The 19,114-nt window shown below is 75.5% G+C and carries 11 protein-coding genes; 7 read left to right on the top strand and 4 right to left on the bottom strand.

Translation table 11 applies throughout. The features are described 5' to 3' along the window. Positions 1-14 precede the first annotated feature (14 nt). On the top strand, positions 15-4,583 hold the full coding sequence (locus ABD332_RS02130) for a HEAT repeat domain-containing protein (protein ID WP_344498890.1): 4,569 nt from the start codon (positions 15-17) through the stop codon (positions 4,581-4,583). A 68-nt stretch (positions 4,584-4,651) separates the two neighbouring features. Here the strand turns inward: ABD332_RS02130 and deoC are convergent, their stop codons facing one another. Continuing rightward, a complete protein-coding gene (gene deoC / locus ABD332_RS02135; protein ID WP_344498892.1) occupies positions 4,652-5,353 on the bottom strand; it encodes a deoxyribose-phosphate aldolase in 702 nt (233 codons plus the stop codon). Further along, positions 5,350-6,078: a GntR family transcriptional regulator gene (locus ABD332_RS02140; RefSeq protein WP_344498894.1), complete on the bottom strand. Its 729-nt coding sequence runs from the start codon at positions 6,076-6,078 to the stop codon at positions 5,350-5,352. The genes deoC and ABD332_RS02140 overlap by 4 nt, the downstream gene beginning before the upstream one ends. A 124-nt stretch (positions 6,079-6,202) precedes the next feature. Between ABD332_RS02140 and ABD332_RS02145 the strand changes: the two genes are divergently transcribed. Together ABD332_RS02145 and ABD332_RS02150 are read left to right on the top strand one after the other, a co-directional pair. Then, positions 6,203-6,640, top strand: a complete 438-nt coding sequence (locus ABD332_RS02145) for a hypothetical protein (protein WP_344498896.1) — start codon at positions 6,203-6,205, stop codon at positions 6,638-6,640. Between the two features lie 697 nt (positions 6,641-7,337). After that, the gene (locus ABD332_RS02150) at positions 7,338-8,978 is read left to right on the top strand and encodes a hypothetical protein (protein ID WP_344498898.1); all 1,641 of its coding nucleotides are present in this window, start codon (positions 7,338-7,340) and stop codon (positions 8,976-8,978) included. A 19-nt stretch (positions 8,979-8,997) separates the two neighbouring features. On the opposite strand, the gene ABD332_RS02155 is transcribed toward ABD332_RS02150, so the two are convergent. Together ABD332_RS02155 and ABD332_RS02160 are read right to left on the bottom strand one after the other, a co-directional pair. Next, positions 8,998-9,678, bottom strand: coding sequence for a response regulator (locus tag ABD332_RS02155; protein ID WP_344498900.1), 681 nt, complete (start codon positions 9,676-9,678; stop codon positions 8,998-9,000). A gap of 1,188 nt (positions 9,679-10,866) precedes the next feature. Next, positions 10,867-12,171 carry a sensor histidine kinase gene (locus ABD332_RS02160; protein WP_344498902.1) on the bottom strand — a complete coding sequence of 435 codons (1,305 nt, stop codon included), beginning with the start codon at positions 12,169-12,171 and terminating at the stop codon, positions 10,867-10,869. A gap of 179 nt (positions 12,172-12,350) precedes the next feature. Here ABD332_RS02160 and ABD332_RS02165 point away from each other — a divergent pair, with 179 nt between their 5' ends. From ABD332_RS02165 to ABD332_RS02180, 4 genes are all read left to right on the top strand, one after another. Further along, positions 12,351-13,055, top strand: coding sequence for an ABC transporter ATP-binding protein (locus ABD332_RS02165; protein ID WP_344498904.1), 705 nt, complete (start codon positions 12,351-12,353; stop codon positions 13,053-13,055). Beyond that, complete coding sequence (locus tag ABD332_RS02170) at positions 13,052-15,526, top strand: ABC transporter permease (RefSeq protein ID WP_344498906.1); 2,475 nt, start codon at positions 13,052-13,054, stop codon at positions 15,524-15,526. Before ABD332_RS02165 ends, ABD332_RS02170 begins: the two co-directional genes overlap by 4 nt. A 117-nt stretch (positions 15,527-15,643) precedes the next feature. Then, the gene (locus ABD332_RS02175; RefSeq protein ID WP_344498908.1) at positions 15,644-16,687 is read left to right on the top strand and encodes a LacI family DNA-binding transcriptional regulator; all 1,044 of its coding nucleotides are present in this window, start codon (positions 15,644-15,646) and stop codon (positions 16,685-16,687) included. Positions 16,688-16,816: 129 nt separating this feature from the next. Beyond that, positions 16,817-19,015 carry a carbohydrate-binding protein gene (locus ABD332_RS02180; RefSeq protein WP_344498910.1) on the top strand — a complete coding sequence of 733 codons (2,199 nt, stop codon included), beginning with the start codon at positions 16,817-16,819 and terminating at the stop codon, positions 19,013-19,015. Positions 19,016-19,114 lie beyond the last annotated feature (99 nt).

Raw genomic sequence — 19,114 nt, forward strand, 5'->3', positions numbered from 1 at the left:
ATAGGATCGGGCGTGTGACCGAGCCGACGGATCCGCACGTCACGGCCGCTGTGGACCGGGGCGACGTGGACTGGCTCGCCGCACACGTCGACGGCACCGCCTGCCCGCCCGCGCTGCTGGCCCGGCTCGCCCGCCACGGCGACCCGTCCCTGCGCCTGCTCGCCGTGCAGTGGCTCGGCGCGCGGCTCATCGGCGGAGACGTCGACGAGGACCTCCTGCGGCTGCTCGGGACGGACGAGACGCCGGAGGTCGCGCTCGCCACGGCGACGCTCTTCCAGCGGCACGGCCGGCTGCCGTCGTCCGCCTGGCCCCGCTGGCGTGAGCACGGTCCGGTGGCGGTGGTGCGGGTGGCGTGGCTGCGGGCCGAGCTGCTGCACCTGCCGGGCCGCCTTCCCGCCGAGCCGCCCGGCGAGCCGCTGCTCCAGGCGGTGGCCGGCCTGGCCTGCGCCGACGCGTCCGACCCGCCGCGGCTGCTCGACGAGCTCACCGGCCGCGACGACCCGGTCCTGCACGGCGCCGCGCTCCGCCTGTGCCGGGAGGGGCTGCGCGCCGCGGTGCTCGCCCCCGCCGCCGCCCGCCGGATCCTGGGGCGGCTGCTCGACAGCGGCACACCGGCGGTCGTGGCAGGCGCGCTCACCGAGCTGGCCGAGCCCTGGGCCGCCGTCGACCCTGTCGCCCCGCACCGCCTGCGCGCGCTCCTCGCCCCCGCGCCCACCGGTCCCGGCGTTTCGCCGGCGGGCGTCGCCGGCACGGCGGATGTCGCATCGGCGGCGGTGGCGGCCGCGGCGCGGCACGGCCTCCGGGAGCCGCTGCTCGACGCCGCCGCCGACGTCCGGGTGCCGCCCCGGGTCCGGCAGCGCGCGCTCGAAGCGCTCGGCGAGCTGCTCGACCGCGAGCGCATTCCCGCCGTCGTCGGTCTCGGTGCCACCGATCCGTTGCTGCTGGGCCCGGCTGCGGTCGCCTGCCTCACCACCATGCACCACCGCGGCCTGATCGTCGCCGCCCCCGACGCCGCGGGGGTCGTGGGCCTCGCGCTCGCCGACCACGCGATTCCCGCCGGCGACGTCGCGGCGCTGCTGTACACGGCCCGGCACGCCACCCGCGCCGCACTCCTCGCCGGTCCCGCTTCCTGTTCCGTTCCCGGTTCGTCTGCCGGGGCTGATGACGGGAGTGGGGCGGACTGGGCGCGGCGGCTCGACCTGCTGGTGGCCCTCGCGCGGCAGGGGGCGCCGGACCTCGACATCGGCGGGGACGTCGCCGCGTTGCTGCCTCGTGCCGCCGAGCCGGAGCCGTTCCTGGCCGCGATCCGGGCGCTGCGCCACGCTCCCGCCGAGGACGCCGTGCTCGCCGCCCTGCCCCGCGCGCCGGCCGCGGCGCTGCACGCTCTCGAAGCGGTCGGCGGTGACCGTACCGTCGCCGTGCTCGCCGACGGTCTCGCCCAGGACCTGCCGTTCCTGCGGCCGTGGCGGCACCAGGCGCTCGAGCTGTGCTGGCTGCTCCAGCCCGACCCGACCCGCCGGCCCGCGCTGCTACTGCGGCTCGACCCGGCGGCCCTGCCCGACCGGATCGCCGCCGACCTCGGCCGCCCCGACGAGCGCGAGCTCGCCGTCCTGCGCGCCCGCGCCACCCCCGACCGGCCGTTCCAGGCGCTGATTTGGCTGGCCGGCCACGCCGCCGCCGTGGACGACGTGACCGAGCTGCTGGGCCGGATCGTCGCCGAGCTGGCTCTCGCGTACGACACCCGCGGGAACCCGCCGGACGAGCAGCACCGGCTCCCCGCCGACCTCGCCGCCGTCGACGCGGACCGGGACCGGCCGGCGGCCACGAAACGGATGCCGGTCGTGCCGCAGGAGGCGCTCGCCGCGCTACAGGGGCTGGGCCGCCGCCTGTACCGCGACGGCCGCATCCGCCCCGTCTGCCTCCTCGACGCCGCCGACCACGCCACCGACCACGCCACCGACCACGCCACCTACCCGCACGGCGCCGCTGGAGGTCTCTCCGGCCCGCACGATGCGGCCGGACGCTTCGCCGGGCGGCCTGACGCCGCTCAGTTGGACGCCGGCGAGCGGGTAGCCGGTGACGCGTTCGCCGCGAGCGTCGCGCTGGACCTGCTCGACCGGCCGGGGACGCCGCCGACCGAGCTGGCGGTGCTGCTCGAGCTGCTGGAGCGGGCACCGTGCGAGCGAACCCGCGCCCGCACGCACCGGTTCCTGCGCCACCGCGACCCGCATGTGCGCAAACACGCCGTCGCGGTCCTCGCCCGCGACGGGATCGAGGCACTCGCCGCGACGCTGACGCCGCTCACCGCCGCCGGGGACGTGCAGACGGTCCGCCAGGCCCTCATCGCGCTCGGCCGGGCCGGCGCCCGCTGGGCCGGTCACGCCGTCGCCGCCTGCCTCGAACACCCGAACATGAACATCAAGAAGGCCGCGGCGGAGGCGTTGCGCACCACCGGAACCCCCGCCACGGTGCCGCACCTGCTCGGCTGGCTCGGCCGGCACGACAACCCCGGCCTGCGGGCCGCGCTGACCGCCGCGCTGCGGGCGATCCTCGCCGACGCGGCCGACGCGACCGTCATCGCCGCCTTCGAACGCTCCGGCGAACTCCCGCTGCTCGAATCCCTCGACGGCGCCCTGACCGCGCGGTCGGTCGCGGCGCTCACCGACCAGGGCTCGCCGGCCGGCCCGGCGCTGCTGCACCTCATCGCCGGCGGCCGGCTGCGGCTGCGGGACGGCGCCGTCGCCTCGCTCGCCGGCCGGATGGCGGCGCACGGCATCACCCAGTCGGCCGCGGCCGCCGTACGTGAGCCGCATCCGGACCTCGTCGCCCTGACCCGCGACGGGTGGCACGCCGGGACCGCCCGCCGGGTCGCCGCCGCCGAGGGGGAGCTGCCGGAGACGCTGCTGCCCGGCCTGCGGCGGCTGCTGCCCGACTGGCTCAGGCTCGCGGCCGCCGAGCCGGACCTGCGCCCGTCCGTGCTGCGGCTCGTCGTGCGCTGCTGCCCGGCGCCGTGGACGCCCGAGGAGCGGATCGCGTTCGGCCGCGCGCGGTCCACTGTGGTCACCGGGGTGGGCGAACTGTCGCACGCCGCCCGCGACGCCCTCCTCGCCGTCCTCGAGGACCTGGCCCCACACCTCACCCCCGCCGCGGCGCTGGACGTGGCGTCCAGGTTGCGGGCCGCGCCGCCCGCGCCCGCCGGCCTCCGCTCGACCCTCGCCACGCTGCGCCGCTGCGGCGCCGTCCTCACCCGCCGCGACGTGGAGCACGCCCTCGCCGACGCCGTGCTCGGCGCCGACCCGTGGCAGGCCGAGACACGTGTCCTGCGCGAGGCGTTCGGCGTCCCGCAGCAGGGCGAGGCGCTGTGCGAGGCGTCCGGGGTCCCAGGTCAGGGCGAGGCGCCGACGCCGGGCATGGCGTCCGGCGTTCCGCCGTCCACAGTGGAGTCGCGGGAGCGCCTCGCGATCCTGATCGAGGCGTGGCCCGGCACCGCCGCCGGCGAACGGCCCGCGCTGCTCGACCGGATGGTGGCCCTGCAACCCATTGGCGCTCCACTGTGGACTCTCGGTGAGGAGGCCGGCCGCACAGGCCCGGCGCCGCGGACCCCGCACGACGGCGACCTCGACCAGCCCCGCTCGGCCGCCCTGCGCGACCGCCTCCTCACCATGCTCGACCACCCGCAACCCGGCACCACGCAGCGCTTGCGGGCGGCCGAGGCGCTGCGCTCGTGGCCCGAACCGGCCATCCAGCGTCGTCTGCTGCAGGTGTACCTGCATCGCGACGCCGACCTGCCGCCCACCCCGGCACTGGCCCGCGCGCTGACCCCCGAGGACCTGGCCGCCGACGCCCCTGTCCCGCGGCTGCACCAGGCGATGCGGCTCACACACTGGCTCGTGCCTGCGGACCTGCCGCCGTTCGTCCCGGCCCTGCTCCGGCTGCGCGACCACCCGGACCCGTCCGTCGTGGCCGCCGCCGGCACCGCGCTGCACCGGCTGCCGCGCTCCACGGCCGCCGCCCTGCTCGGCGATCCGCCCGCGCCGTTGCTGCCGGAGCCGGCCGAGCCCCGCTTGCCGGCCGGGCTGCTGGACCGGCCGTCGGCGACGGTGCGCCCACCGACCCGCGACGAGCTGCTGCACCTCGCCCGCGACGGCGACGCCACGCGGATCCGCGTCGCCCTGGCCGGTCTGGCCGAGACCGGCGACGGGACCGGCCTGGCCGAGCTGCTCGGGGACCTGCTGCGGCACCCCGAGGCGAAGGTCCGCCTGCACGCCCACCGCGTGTCGCGCCAGCTGCTGGACCGGCCCACGTACCTGCGGCACAGCGAGGTCCTGCTCGCCGACCCGCAGCCGGACATCGTGCGCGCCGCGGTCCGCGCGGTCAGCGGCGCCGCCTGGGCACCGGCGATCGGCGCGGTCGTCGGCCTGCTGCTGCACCCCGACCCGACCGTCCGCCGCACCGCCGAGGCCGGCCTGACCCGCTTCGGCCCCGCCGCCGCGCCGGCCCTCACCAAGGCCGCCGCCCGCGCCCGCCCCGACCGCCGCGCCGCGTACACGAAGATCCTGACCGCCGTCACGACACCCCGATAGCGCTCGCCGGCCGCCCGCCCTACGGTGCTGGCCGCCGACGTCCGCCCTCTGTGCCGCGGTCCTACGGCTCAGTAGCCGCTGCCGGTGGACGGCGCGTCAGCCGGCGGCTCCCCGCGCTCGCGGGCGGCGAAGTCGTCGAGGATCGCCTCGGTGACGGTCGCGCCGAAGCGGGTGGCGCCGGCGCGGTGCAGGGTGAGCAGGGTGTCGAGGCTGCGGACCCCGCCGGCCGCCTTGACCTCGACGTGCGGGGAGACGGTGGCGCGCATCAGCTGGATGTCCGCCAGGGTGGCGCCGCCGCCCGCGAACCCGGTGCTGGTCTTCACGAACCCCGCACCGGCCCGCTCCGCGATGCGGCAGCCGGCGACCTTCTGCTCGTCGGTGAGGTACACGTTCTCCAGGATCACCTTGACGACCCGCCCCTGCGCCGCGGCGACCACGGCCGCGATGTCGTCGTGCACGTACGCGTCGTCGCCGCTGCGCAGGCGCCCGATGTGCAGCACCATGTCGATCTCGTCGGCGCCCGCCTCGACCAGCGCCCGCGTCTCCGCGGCCTTGACCGTGGTGAGGGTGTCGCCGTGCGGGAACCCCGCCACGGTCCCGACGAGCACGCCCGTCCCGTCCAGCGCCGCCCTGGCGAGGCCGACGTCGGACGGCCGGACGCACACCGAGGCGACCGCCCGGCGTGCTGCGACCTCACACCCATGCCGGACGTCAGCGGTGGTCAGCTCGGGCCGCAGCAGCGAGTGGTCGATCATCTTGGCGACGTTCATCGGGACTCTCCTGTTCCGGGTGGCCGCACGTCGAACGTGACGCGCAGGTCGTAGCGGGCGCCGACATACCGGCTGACCGTGTGCTCCAGCGGCGCCGAGTGCTGGTCGACGATCAGCCGGGTCTCGACCAGCAGCGGCTCGTCCGCAGGCACGTGCAGCCGCTCGCCGTCGGTGCCGGCCCGCTGCGCCGTCAGCGTCGACGAGCCGAGCGTCGGGCGCAGGCCCAGCCCGTGCAGCGCGTGGTGCAGCGAACCGGCCTCCAGATCGAGGTCGAGCAGGGCGCTCAGGTGTGCGGGGAAGCAGGCGTACTCGACCGCGAGCGGGACGTCGTCGGCGAGCCTTACCCGGGCGATCGACACCACCCGGGGTGCGGCGGCCGTCAGTCCGAGCGCCGCCGCCTCGGCCGCGGAGGCCGCCCGGACCTCGCCCTCCAGCAGGCGCGAGCGCGGGGTGCGCCCCCAGCCGCGCACCTGGTCATGGAAGCTCATCAGGGTCCCGGCGGCCCGCGGCTCGGGCCGCTGCCGCACGAACGTGCCCCGCCCCTGGATCCGCTCGATGAGCCCGTCGGACTCCAGGGCGTTGAGCGCGGCCCGCACCGTCATCCGGGCGACCCCGAACTCCGTGGCGAGCACCGACTCGGCCGGCACCGTGTCGCCGGGCCGCGCGCCGGCGAGCCGCGCCCGCAGCTCCCGCTCGATCCGCACGTATAGTGGCGCCTTGCTCACCAGTCCTCCAGGTCCTCTAGACAACCTAGACAGTGCCAGACACGCAAGGGGAGCGTCAACCCGACCGGGTGATCGACGGTCGATACCGTGGAAGCCCGGGGCGGCCCGTTCCTATGGTGGTCCGATGAGCGCAGCCGGAGCGGCCATGTTGGGTCTGTTCGCCGCGCTCATGCTCGAAGCGCTCGACCTGCTGGCGGCCCGCCGCCGGACCGCGCGGCCGCCGTGGCGCGGGTCGGGCGAGCCGGGGCCGACGGCGTACGCGGTGTCCGCCGCCGTCCGGTGCCTCGCCGGCGCGGGGCTGGCCGCGTGGCTCGGGGCGTCAGGACAGGCGTCCGGCCCGGCCGGGGCGCTGGCGTCAGGGATCGCGGCACCGTTGCTGCTGACACAGATCGCCCGGGTTGCCGCGCCGTTCCTGAGTTTCGCCGCCGTCGCCGGTACGACCGCCGCCGCCCCTCCCGAGACCGCCACGCCGATGCTGAACGGCGCCGGACGGGTGTCACGCCTGCGCGTCAAGCTGCCCGCGGCCCGCAAGAAGACCGGCGACGACCACCATGCGAGTTGAGGCCTTCCTCGCGCGGCTGCTCACCGCGCTGGGGCGTCACGACCGATCGGCGCCGGCCCGTGGGCTGGTGCTTGCCGCGCTGAGCCGGGACACGCCCGCCTTCGGCGGCACGGTCCAGGCCGCCGGCCAGCGGCGATGGCCCACGCCGCGCCATCGGACCGCCCCACCGGACCAGCCCGCCGCCCCGGTCCGCCGCGGCACGCCACTGTGGCGCGCCCGGACCGCCGACCCGACGCACCCCGATGTCGTCCCATCAGATCAGCCGGGCTCCTCGGACAACGACCGGCCGGCCCGGACCGCCGTGCCTACAGACGAATCGGGCGCATCAGCCGCCTCGGACCGCGCGTCGGCCCGGCGCCGGCGGTCGCTGTGGCGTGGCCGGGCCGACTCGCCCGGTCAGCCCGGCGACTCGGCGGGGCGGGGCACAGACGGGTCGGTGGCGGATCAGCCGGGTATCCCGGATGGTGAGCCGGCGCGTCGTGGGCGGTTGCTGTGGCGGGGCCGAGGCGCGTTGCCCGGCGGGTCGGTGGCGGATCAACCGGGCACACCGGGCGGTGAGCCGGCGCGTCGTGGGCGGTTGCTGCGGCGGGGCCGGGGTGCGTCCTCCGACGTCGCGCCGGCCGGATCGCGGTGGCCGGGGCAGGGTGCGTCGCCGGACGTCGCGTCCGCGGGCTCGCGGTGGCCCGGGCAGGGGGCGGTGCCGGACGTCACGCCCGGTGACGCGGCTTCTACGGGGTCGCGGTGGCCGGCACGGGGTGGATCGCCCGCGGAGCCGCCCGACGCGGACGTCGCGACCGCGTGGCCGCCGCGGCAGGCGAAGCGCGAGGCCGCCTGGCCACCGCCGCTGTTCGCCATGCCCGACGCGAGTCCGGCGCGGCGCTCGCCGTCGACGACGACCCGGCGACTGTGCGCGGCGGTACACCTCGACTCAGGCCTCGCAGAGCGGGTCGTCGCCGAGCTCACGGACGACCCGCGGCGGGCCGTGGCGCCGTCGGTCGGCCTGGACCTGGAGCCGGTGCTGTGCCACGCGCTGCGGGCCAGGCTGCTGGGCACGGTCAGGGACGCGTTCCTCACCGTGGCGGTGGTCGTCGCGCTGATCCTCGCGCCGCGCACCACCGCCGCGGTCCTGCTCCTCGGCGCCGTCGCGGGGCTGTGCCGGTCGAAGGCGGTGCGAGGGGCGCCGCCCGCCGGGCGGGCGCTGCTGGCCGCCGCGCTGGTCTTCGGTCTCGTCACGGCCGTCGGCGCGGTGCTGACGGTGGCCGGCTCGACCGCCGCGGCGCCGGGCGGTGAGCTCGACCGGGTCGTCGCCGCCGTCGGCGCGGCGCCCGGGGGACGGGTGTGGGCGGCGCTCGCGGTCCTGGCCGGGTGCGCCGTCGCCGGGCACCTCGCACACCTGTGGTGGACCGCCACGACCCTCACCGCCGGGACCCACCCGGCCCCGGTGCGGGCCTCGACCGCCCGCCGGGTCGCGGTCGTCGCGGCCGCGCAGCGGGGCAACGTCGCGTTCAGCCGGGGCGACCCGTTCGTCGGTGCCGGGCCGCCGGTGCGGGCGTGGTCGGTCGCGGTGGCGCTGCGCGCGATCGACTCCGGCGGCTACCGCCCCCGCAGCCCCGCGACCCTCGACCCCGTCCTGCTGCGCCGGCACGTCGGTCAGGCGCTGCAGGGCCTCGGCGACGGCACCGGGCATCACGGGGTGCCTGGGCTGACGGTGACGTCGTACCTGGCCGCGGACGGGGTCCGCGGCGGCGGCGACCCGCTGCTCGAAGACGGCGTCCCGCTGCCGCTCGCGTCCCGGGAGGCCGTCGACGCGGTCGTCCGGGCCCCGCAGGAGGGCCTGCGCCACTACGACCGGGTCGTGATCGTGCCGCGCGCCAGGGCCGTCACCACCGCCGAGGGCCGGCCGGTCGTGCCGCCGGACGACGGCGACGGGCACGTGTCCGTGTTCGTGCACACGTCGATCGAGGCCTCGGTGGTGTACGTCGAGCTCTCCGCCCACGTCCTGCCACCGGTACGCACCGCGTGCTTCGTGCCGGCGCCGGTCGTACACCTGGAGCTGCTGACACAGCTGACGGCCGCGCCGTGGCGGCTGACCCGCACGGCGGCCCACCGGCTGCGAACCCTGGCGCGCCGGCCCGACCCCGGCGGCTGGCACGACCACAGCGCCCGCCTCGGCATCCGCGACCTCGTCGGCGACCCCACCGCCGCCCTGCCCGCCCTGGAGGCGACGAAGTACGTGAAGATCGTCGAACGCGTCGTGGTCGAAGCCGTGGCCGACTTCCTGGAGCGTTACGACCTGGACGCCACCTCCTTCCGCGCCGAGGTCCCGACGACCCGCTGAGCCGCTCCGCCGGCCGTGCTCACGGGGCGCCCGAGCCGGGGGTGACCAGCCCGGTCTCGTACGCGGCGACGATCGCCTGGGCGCGGTCGCGCAGCTGCAGCTTCGACAGGATCCTCGCGATGTGCGTCTTGACCGTGGCGTCGCTGAGCTGCAGTTGCGCCGCCAGCTCCGCGTTGCTGAGCCCCCTGGCGAGCAGCCGCAGCACCTCCACCTCGCGCGGCGTCAGCCCCGACAGGTCACGATGGAGCGTGGCGGTGCGGGCGTCCCGGGTCGCGTACCGCTCGATGAGCCGCCGCGTGATCGACGGCGCCAGCAGCGCGTCACCGGCCCGGACCAGCCGCACCGCGCCGACGAGGTGCTCGGGGCTGACATCCTTGAGCAGGAACCCGCTGGCCCCCGCCGACAGCGCCGCGTAGACGTACTGGTCGAGGTCGAACGTCGTCAGGATGATGACCCGCGGCGCGGCCCCCGTGACAGGCCCGCCGAGAATCCTGCGGGTCGCCTCGAGACCGTCCATGCGCGGCATCCGCACGTCCATGAGCACCACGTCGGGCCGGGTGCGCCGGACCGCGTCGACCGCCTCGGCCCCGTCGGCCGCGTCCGCGACCACCTCGATCCCACTCGCCGTGAGAATCATCCGGAACCCGGTCCGCACCAACGCCTGATCGTCGGCGACGACCACCCGCAACGGCTCGCTCACGAAACCTCCCTCCACCACACTCCGACCAGGATGCACCGCACCCGACCACCACCCCCGGACGCCTCTCCTCCAGGCGACGCCGCCCGGACACTGCACTTCGCGCCGCAGCCAAGATCGAAGGACGGCCCTGGCCGCGGGCGTGACCGGATCCATCCTTCGATCATGCTGGGTGGCAGCGTTCAACGATGGGCGAGGCCCGGCAGCAGCCGCGCAGGTCGCCGGTGCACCTCGGGGACTGCGACATCGCCAACTCACCACAACCACCACGGACAAGGTCGCACCGACCCCGCCGCCGCGCCCGCCATGTAGGCGAACGGGGTTTGTACCGCACTGCTGGGGTGGTGGCGGCGGACGGCATGCTGTTGCTGGTCGCCGTCCTGTCGGTGCTGCTGGGCAACGGCGCGGTGGTTGCGTTGCGGGATGGCACGTTCGCAGAGACGGGGCAGGTGCCGCGCTGCTGAGGACGGCGCTGAGGGGACGGGTGCTCTCTGCACTGGGGATCGACGCGGTGTCGGCACGAACGGCGCACCGGTGCGGGATGGTGTGCTGTTGGGGACGGTGCACTGTCTGCGTTGCCGGGGAACGGCGCAGGGGATGGTGCGATGTCCGTGTTGCTGGAGACGGCGCTCTGCCTGGGTTGTTGCGGGACGTCGCGCGGATTGCGCTGCTCGGGAACGGCGCGTTTGCAGGGGCGGCGCAGCGTCCGGGAAATGGGGACGGTGCGTTGGCAGGGGATGGCGCAGGGACTGGGTTGGGGACTGTCGGCTGTCTGCGTTGTGGAGGACGGTGCGGTGTCCGCGCTGCCAGGGGCGGTGTGGTGTCGGAGACGGCGTGCAGCCCGGGTGGTTGGGGGACGGTGTATTGGCAGGGGTTGACGCAGCGTCCGGGGTGATTGGGGATGGCGTGCAGCCCGGGTAGTCGGGGGGACTGCGAGTCGGCAGGGGATGGCGCAGTTTCCGGGCGGTTGAGGATGGGGCGGCGTCGGGCGGTCTGCAGGTGCGGGGGACGTGTGGGCGGCGGTCAGTCCATGTCGGAGAGCCGCTTCAGGTAGCGCACCATCGCGGTCTCCCGGTGGGTGGCCGGGGAGGAAGGCGTCGCCCGTGACTGCATGGCTGGTCAGTAGCACCGTGCCGGCGGGGAAGGGTGGCGGGGCCGGGGATGTGGGCGCCGGGTGTTGAGTTGGGCGGGTCATGGGGCGGGGATCGGGATGGTGGCGTGGACGCGGAAGCCGCCGGTGGGGGTCGGGCCGGCGGACAGGGCGCCGTCGTGGACGGTCAGGCGGTCGCGGAGGCCGGCCAGGCCGCGGCCGCTGCCAGGGTCGGCGGAGGTGTCGGCGGCGCCGCCGGTGTCGGTGACGTCGACGTGCAGGGTGTCGGTGGTGTGGTCGACGGTGACGGTCACCGAGGCGCCCACGGCGTGCTTGACCGCGTTGGTCAAGGCCTCCTGCACCACCCGGTATGCCGCCAGCTCCACCCCCGCGGGCAGTGGCACCCGCGTGCCGGTCTGGACGACCTCGACGGGGACGCCGGTGCGGCGGACGCGGTCGGCGAGGACGTCGAGCTGGTCGAGGCCCGGCGTCGGGGCGAGGTCGGGGCCGTCGTCGTCCATCGTGAGCAGGCCCATGACGTGGCGCAGCTCGACCATCGCGGCGCGGCCGCTCGACTCGACCGCCAGCAGGGCCTCGCGGGCCAGGTCGGGCTCGGTGTCCAGGACGGTGCGGGCGGCGCCGGCCTGGACGACCATCATGCTGACGCTGTGGCTGACCACGTCGTGCAGCTCGCCGGCGAGCCGGGCGCGCTCATGCTGGACGGCGAGGCTCGTCGCGGTCGCCTGCTCCCGCTGCAGGGCCAGGGCCCGCTGCTTCCAGACGTGGATCGCGTTGGCGGTGAGGCTGACCGCGCACAGCAGCAGGAACACCGCCAGCCCCGGCCCCGCCTCCGTCTCCGCGTCGCCCCGGCCGCTGGCGAGCAGGGCCACGGTGGCCACGATGACGCTGCCGATCGCGAGGGCCCGGTGGCGGCTGTAGAGCGCGGCACTGTAGGCGGCGATGACGAAGCACACCAGCGCCGGCGTCGGGTCGAACCCGGGCTCCGCGCGCAGCAGCAGCGCGGCCACGACGATGACCCACAGCGAAGCGACCGGGAACCTGCGGCGGGTCACCAGCGGCAGCGCCAGGAGCGCGGCCAGGACATACTGCCCGGTGGACGGGTCGTCGGGGACGAAGTGCGGGCCCGGGTCGGGGTCCGGTGGCTCAGGGACCGGCGGCAGGCGAAGGTCGGGCACCCGCATGTGCCGGTCGCCGTCGAAGACGAAGTCCGGCGCGGGCGCGTCGCCGGGCTGCGACGTGCTGCTGACCGTGACCAGCGTGAGCACGAGCGCGAGGACGGCGTCGGCGGCCCACGCCCACCTGCTCAGCTTCGGCATCGGGCCGCTCACGCGCCACAGCTCGGCGCCGATCGCCCGCAACTGCTGCCGCACGAACCCGATGCCCACGGCCCAAGTCTGCCAAGCGCCCCGCCGCCTGGCATCGGCTTCAAAGACCACACGCCGCCGCGCTGTGTAGTCCAAAAGGATGACGCACCCGCCGGAGACCGTCACCGTGGCCGACGTGCCGGAGACCGCCCGCTTCCTACGGTCGGAGCATCCACACGAGACGACCGCGGAGGTACACCGTGAGCGCGCCACTCATCCAGATCAGCGACGTGAGCAAACGGTACGACGACGGCCCACCCGCCCTCGCCGGGCTGACGCTGCGGATCGACGCCGGTGAGGCCGTCGCCGTGCTGGGCGCGTCCGGCAGCGGCAAGTCCACGCTGCTCAACCTGATCGCCGGGCTGGACCGGCCCACGTCGGGCAGCGTCACCGTCGACGGCGTGCGGGTCGACGGGCTCGGCGAGGCCGCGTCCGCGAAGTACCGCCGCGCCCGCATCGGCATGGTCTTCCAGTTCTTCAACCTCGTCGACGACCTGACCGTGCACGACAACGTCCTGCTGCCCGCGCAGCTGGCCGGTGTACCGAGGGCCGAGGCCACCGCCAGGGCCGGCGAGCTGCTGGAGAAGCTGGGGGTGCGGCGGCACGCGAAGGCGTTCCCCGGCCGGCTCTCCGGCGGTGAGCGGCAGCGCGTCGCCGTCGCGCGCGCCCTCATGAACCGCCCGTCGCTGCTCCTCGCCGACGAGCCGACCGGCGCCCTGGACACGGCGTCCGGCCGCGAGGTCCGCGACCTGCTGACCGCCCTGCACCGCGACGGGCAGACCGTCGTCCTCGTCACCCACGACGTGACCCTCGCCCACGAGTGCGCCACGAGAACCGTGGAGCTCGTCGACGGCCGCCTCAGCCGCGACGTCAAGCACGGCATCCAAGCAAAGGTGACGGCGTGAGCGGCGTCGGCAGTGTGGTGCGTGCCGGCGGGCGGCGGAGGGTCCAGTCGGTCGTGATGGCGTTGACGACCATGCTCGCCGTTTCCGCGTCGGTACTGGCAGCAGGCCTCCTCGACGCTTCCCGCGCGCCCTTCGACCGGGGCTTCGCCAAGCAGCAGGGCGCCCACCTGACGGCCACGTTCGACGCGGGCGCCGTCACCGCGGACACCGTCGCCGCCACCGCGAAGGCGGCCGGTGCGACCGCGTCCGCCGGCCCGTTCAGGACCGTGTCGCTGCGCCCGACGACGGTCAGCGGCAGCCGCATCCCGCCGGGGCTCCAGCTGCCGCCCGCGATCCTCGCCGGCCGTGCCGACCCCGGCGGGCCCGTCGACCGGCTCGACCTGACCGCCGGCCGGTGGGCCACCGCCGCCGGGGAGATCGTGTGGGCGGCCGGCCGGTCGCCGCTGGAGGTCGGCGACCGGCTCACGTTCACCGATTCGCCCGGCAGCCCCACGCTCACCGTCGTGGGCCTCGCCAGGTCGGTCGGGACCAGCGCCGAGGCGTGGACGACCCCCGACCAGCTGACGTCGCTGCTCAGCGGCGACGTCAAGGGCGGTTTCCAGATGTTGTACCGCTTCGCCGACGCCACCACCGACGCGCAGCTCACCGCGCACCGGGCCGCCGTCGCCGGCGCGGTGCCTGCCGACGCGATGACGGGCGCCGCGTCGTACCTCACCGTGAAACGCGACGCGGAGCGCCGGGCGGCGACGTTCGTGCCGTTCGTGGTCGCGTTCGGGGTGCTCGGGCTGTGCATGTCGGTGCTCATCATCGGCGTCGTCGTGAGCGGTTCGGTCGGCGCCGCGACCCGCCGCATCGGCATCCTGAAGGCCGTCGGCTTCACCCCCGCCCAGGTCACCCGCGCGTACATCGGCCAGGCGCTGATCCCGGCCACCGTCGGCGCCGCGCTCGGCGTGCTGCTGGGCAACCTCGCCGCGGTGCCGGTCCTGGCGGACGAGAGCGACGCGTTCGGCACCGCCTCGATGACGGTCGCGCCGTGGGTGAGCGTGGTCGTGCCGCTCGTCGCGCTCGCCGCGGTCGTGCTGACCGCGTTCGTGCCGGCGCTGCGGGCCGGCCGGCTGCGCACCGTCACCGCCCTGGCCGTCGGCCGCACCCCGGCCAGCGGGCGCGGGCGGACGGCGCGGCGGCTGCTGGGCCGCCTGCCGCTGCCCCGGCCGGTGAGCCTGGGGCTGGCGAACCCGTTCACCAGCCCGTCCCGCTCCGCGACGATCGTGGCGGCGGTCGCCCTGGGCGCGCTCGGGGTGACGTTCGGGGTCGGCCTCGCCACGTCCCTCGCCGGCATCCAGGAGGGTCTCAACCGCCGCACCGCCGGCGCCGTCGTCGCCCACGCGTTCACGTTCGGCCCCGGCCCCGGCGGCCCCGCCGGCCCGCCGGCACCGGGCCAGCCGGGCGGGCCGGGTGGTTCGGGAGGCCCCAGCGCCCCGGTGAGCGCGGGCCAGCCGGCCGGTCAGGGGCAGAACGGCAAGGGCGGCCCGCAGACGGACGCCGAGGCCCTCGGGAAGGTGCGGGCCGCGATCGACGCGCAGCCCGGCACCCGCCGGTGGTTCACCACGGGGCACGCCGAGATCGGGGTCTCCGGCCTCACCACCCCCGCCGACGTCGTCGCCTTCACCGGGGACTCCTCCTGGGGCGCGTACAAGATGATCTCCGGGAAGTGGTTCGACGGGCCGGGCCAGATCGTGGTGCCGACCGCGTTCCTGCGCGCCACCGGGCTCAAGGTCGGCGACACGGCCACGCTGACCGACGCCGGGCGCTCGCTCAAGGTCCGGATCGTGGGGGAGTCGCTCGACCTGAGCGACGACGGCCGGGGCGTCGTCACCGACGCGGCCACCCTCACCGCCCTCGGCACCGTCGTCGAGCCGGAGTCGGTCGAGTTCCACATCGACCTCGACCCGGGCGCCACCGCCAAGTCCTATGTGGACGCGCTGAACAAGGTCCTGGAGCCGCTCGGCGGCGGCGCCGACGTCAACGTCGGGGAGATCAGCGAGACCGTCGTCGCCATGGACACGCTCGCCGCGACGCTCACCCTGATGCTCGTCGTCGTCGCCGGGATGGGCGTACTCAACACGGTCGTGCTCGACACCCGCGAACGCGTGCACGACCTCGGCGTGTTCAAGGCCCTCGGCATGTCCCCGCGGCAGACGGTCACGATGGTCCTCACCTCGGTCACCGGCACCGGCCTGCTCGCCGGCGCGATCGGGGTCCCGCTCGGCATCGTGCTCCACCACGCGGTCCTGCCGGCGATGGGCCGCGCCGCGAACACCGGCATCCCGTCGTCGTACATCGAGGTGTACGCCCCGCTGCTGGTCCTGCCCCTGGTGTTCGGCGGCCTCGTCATCGCCGCCGCCGGCGCCCTCCTGCCGGCGGGCTGGGCCGCCAAGACCCGGACCGCCACGGCACTGCGCACCGAGTAGCCGGATCCCGAAGGGGCCGGGCGGGCGACCGCCCGGCCCCAGAGGTGCGCACAACGACACAGAGCGGCTGTCGCCGCACCGGCGGATCAGGCGGGCCAGCCGATATGCTGGCCGGTGATGAAACAAGCGGGTGAAACAGAGCAGCGGCAGCGCGTCACCATCCGCGACGTCGCTCAGCAGACCGGCCTGTCCATCGCGACGGTGTCGCGGGTGCTCAACGGCCGTGCCAACGTCGCGCCCGGCACCCGGGACCGGGTCCTGGAGGCGATGGGCGGCCTCGGCCGGCAGGCGCCGCGGCGGCGCGGGTCGGGCGCGGAGAAGGCGGACAACGGCGTCTATGTGCGCTGCCCGTACGTGCTGACGGACTACTTCGGGCTGATCGTGTCCGCCATCGCGGAGGCGCTCGACGTGCACGGCATGCACGCGATCGTCGACGCCGGCGAGTCGTCGTGGAAGCGCACCGAGGTGCTCAAGACGCTGACCGGCTGGCCGCAGGTCGCGGGCGCGCTGCTCATCCTGCCGTCGGAGCCGGAGGAGGACCTGGAGCGGCTGCGCGACCAGGGCTTCCCGTTCGTGGTCGTGGATCCGCGCACGTCGCCGCCGCGCGACATCGCGGCCGTGTCGGCGGCCAACTTCGCCGGCGCCCGGCGGCTCGTGACGCACCTGACGGAGCTCGGGCACCGCCACGTCGGCATCCTTGGCGGCCGCCCGGGCTGGATGGCCAGCAGCGACCGGCTCGCCGGCTGGCTCGCGCCGCTCGTCGGCGCCGGCGTGCTGCCCTCGCCCGACCTGGTGCGCGCCGTGTCCGACCCGACGGTGGAGGAGGGGTACCGCGCCGCCGGTGAGCTGCTCGACCTGCCGGAGCGGCCGACGGCGATCGTCGCGTTCAACGACAAGATGGCCGTCGGGGCGCTGCACGCCGCCGCCGACCGGGGCCTGCGCGTGCCGCACGACCTGTCGGTGGCCGGCTTCGACGACATCGAGCTCGCCCGGGCCACGCACCCCGCGCTCACCACGGTCCGCCAGCCGCTGGGCGAGATGGGGCGGATGGCGGTCAGCCTGCTCGGCCGGATGCTCGCCGGGCACGAGCTCGACGCGCTGCACGTGGAGCTGGCAACCGACCTCGTGGTGCGTGGCTCGACCGGGCCGGTGCCGTCCTGACGCGTGTTTCATAGAAACTTCCATCGAATCCTGAAAAAAGGTTGACACGCTGCTGCGGCAGCGTGTTTCCTTCGTGTTACAGGCGTCGATGGATTCCGCGCGCCTCCACCATCCGCAGAAGGAGGCGCCGTGAGGCGATCCATCTCCGTGGCTGCCGTCGCGCTGGTCACCGCCGGCGCCCTGGGCGCCGCAGCCGCCCCGGCGGCGGCGAACGCCCGGCCCGGCGCCCTGGTCACGGGCACCTACTCGACCGGCGCCGCGCACTGGCAGCCGCTGCCGGACGCCCGGGTCGGCGCCGGGGCCGGCATCCAGGCCGACGCGACCGTCGTCGTCGACCCGAGCCGGACGCGCCAGTCGTACACCGGCATCGGCTTCTCGATCGACGAGACCTCCGTGTCGAACCTGTGGAAGCTCACCCCCGCCGAGCGCGAGCGCGCCGTCCGGCTGCTCGTCGACCCGCGCACCGGCGCCGGCCTGGACCGCTTCCGGCTCACCATCGGCAGCCCCGACCTCATCGAGCACCTGCCGTTCTGGTCCTACGACGACCTGCCCGCCGGCGTCACCGAGGACCCCGACCTGCGGTACTTCTCCATCCAGCGCGACATCGACCTGCACATCGTCGACACGATCAAGCTGATCCAGAAGTACAACCCGCAGGCGACGTTCCTCGCCTCCGCGTGGAGCGCCCCGGCGTGGATGAAGACCAACAACAAGTTCCTCGGCGAGGTCGCCCTCAAGCCCGGCAGCACCAGCGAGCACTACCAGGTCGGCAAGCTCCGCGACGACCGCATCGACGTGTTCGCCCGCTACTACGTCAAGTACGTCCAGGCGTACGCCCGGCTCGGCATCCGCGTCGACGCGCTGACGCTGCTCAACGAGCCCGGCATGGACGTCGTCTACCCGGCCATGGACATCAGCGTCGAGCAGCAGCAGAAGCTGTCCGTGGCGATCGACCGCGAGCTGCGCAAGGCCCGCCTCGACGTCGACCTCTACATCCACGACTTCAACTTCTGGGACTGGCGCGACCCGAACAGCACCGCCACGAAGAACTACTACCGGGTGCTCGACGACCCGGCCGCCGCACGGGCCGCCGACGCGATCGCGTTCCACCCGTACTGGGGCGACCCCACCGTCATGCGGGACGCCTACGAGCAGACCGGCAAGCCCGTGCACCTCACCGAGACCAGTGACCTGTCCCCGGCCACGGTCCTCGCCGACTTCCGCCTCGACGCGTCCTCCTACGTCATGTGGGCGCAGGCGACCGACCAGGACGGCGGCACCCTGCACTGGACCCCGGCCCGCGACAACAACGTCGACTGGGACGAGGTCGCCCGCACCACCAAGTGGCCGGACCGGCTCGTCAAGGTGGACACCGCTTCCCGCACGTTCACCGTCCGCGACGAGCTCTACCAGCTCGGGCAGTTCAGCCGGTACCTGACGCCCTCGCACGTCCGGGTCGCCTCCAGCGGTACCGCGGGCGGGATCGGCAACGTCGTCTTCCGTGACCGGCACGACGGCTACGTCGCGGTCGTCGGCAACGCGCTCGACACCGACCGCACCGTGCGGGTCGTGCTCGCCGGGAAGTCGTTCGTCGCCACCGTGCCGGCGCACGCCTACGCCACGTTCCGCTGGGACGCGGACCTGCCCCGCGGCCGCAACCACGCCCCCGTCCTGCGCGACCCGGGCCCGGTCGTGGTCGACCAGTACGCCACCACGACGCTGCGGCTGCAGGCCACCGACGCCGACCGCGACGCCCTGTCCTACTACGCCACGGACCTGCCCGACGGCGTGACCGTCGACGCGGCCACCGGCGCCGTCTCGCTGCACCCGACCGTCGCTGGCGCCTTCGACCTCACGGTCACCGCCACCGACGGCCGCGCCGCCGCCTCGCGCACGGTCCACGTCACCGTCCGGCCGCACGGCGCGCCCGTGGGGGAGAAGGTCGAGGCCGAGGCGTACGTGGCGCAGCACGGCTGGACCGACGGCGGCCCGAACTTCATCGAGTCCAACCCCGCCGCCAGCGGCGGGAAGAACGTCGGGTGGACCGCCGCCGGCAACTGGCTCGCCTACCGCCTCGACGTCGCCGCCGGCACCTACGACGTGGAGCTGCGCGTCGCGACCGGCACCGGCGGCCCGCTGCCCGGCGCGATCTCGCTGCGCGACGCGACCGGCGCGGTCCTGGCCACGGTGTCCGTGCCGGACACCGGCGGGTGGGGCGCCTACCAGTCCGTCCACGTCCCGGTCACCGTCGCCACCGCCGGCGACCAGCAGCTGACGCTGTTCTGCGAGACCGGCGGGTTCAACGTCGACTACCTGCGGCTGACCTGACCGGTCTGTCGCGCCCGGCCCCGCCGGATCCTGGGTCCCCAGGATCCGGCGGGGCGTCGTCATGCGGAGCCGAACGTTACGGGCGCGGCACCAGGCGGT

This window comes from Dactylosporangium maewongense (assembly GCF_039531485.1).
Lineage (GTDB): Bacteria > Actinomycetota > Actinomycetes > Mycobacteriales > Micromonosporaceae > Dactylosporangium > Dactylosporangium maewongense.

Coding starts and splice junctions, on each gene's coding strand:
- deoC (WP_344498892.1), bottom strand. CDS start 5,353: ATGAACGTCGCCAAGATGATCGACCACTCGCTGCTGCGGCCCGAGCTG.
- ABD332_RS02145 (WP_344498896.1), top strand. CDS start 6,203: ATGAGCGCAGCCGGAGCGGCCATGTTGGGTCTGTTCGCCGCGCTCATG.
- ABD332_RS02175 (WP_344498908.1), top strand. CDS start 15,644: ATGAAACAAGCGGGTGAAACAGAGCAGCGGCAGCGCGTCACCATCCGC.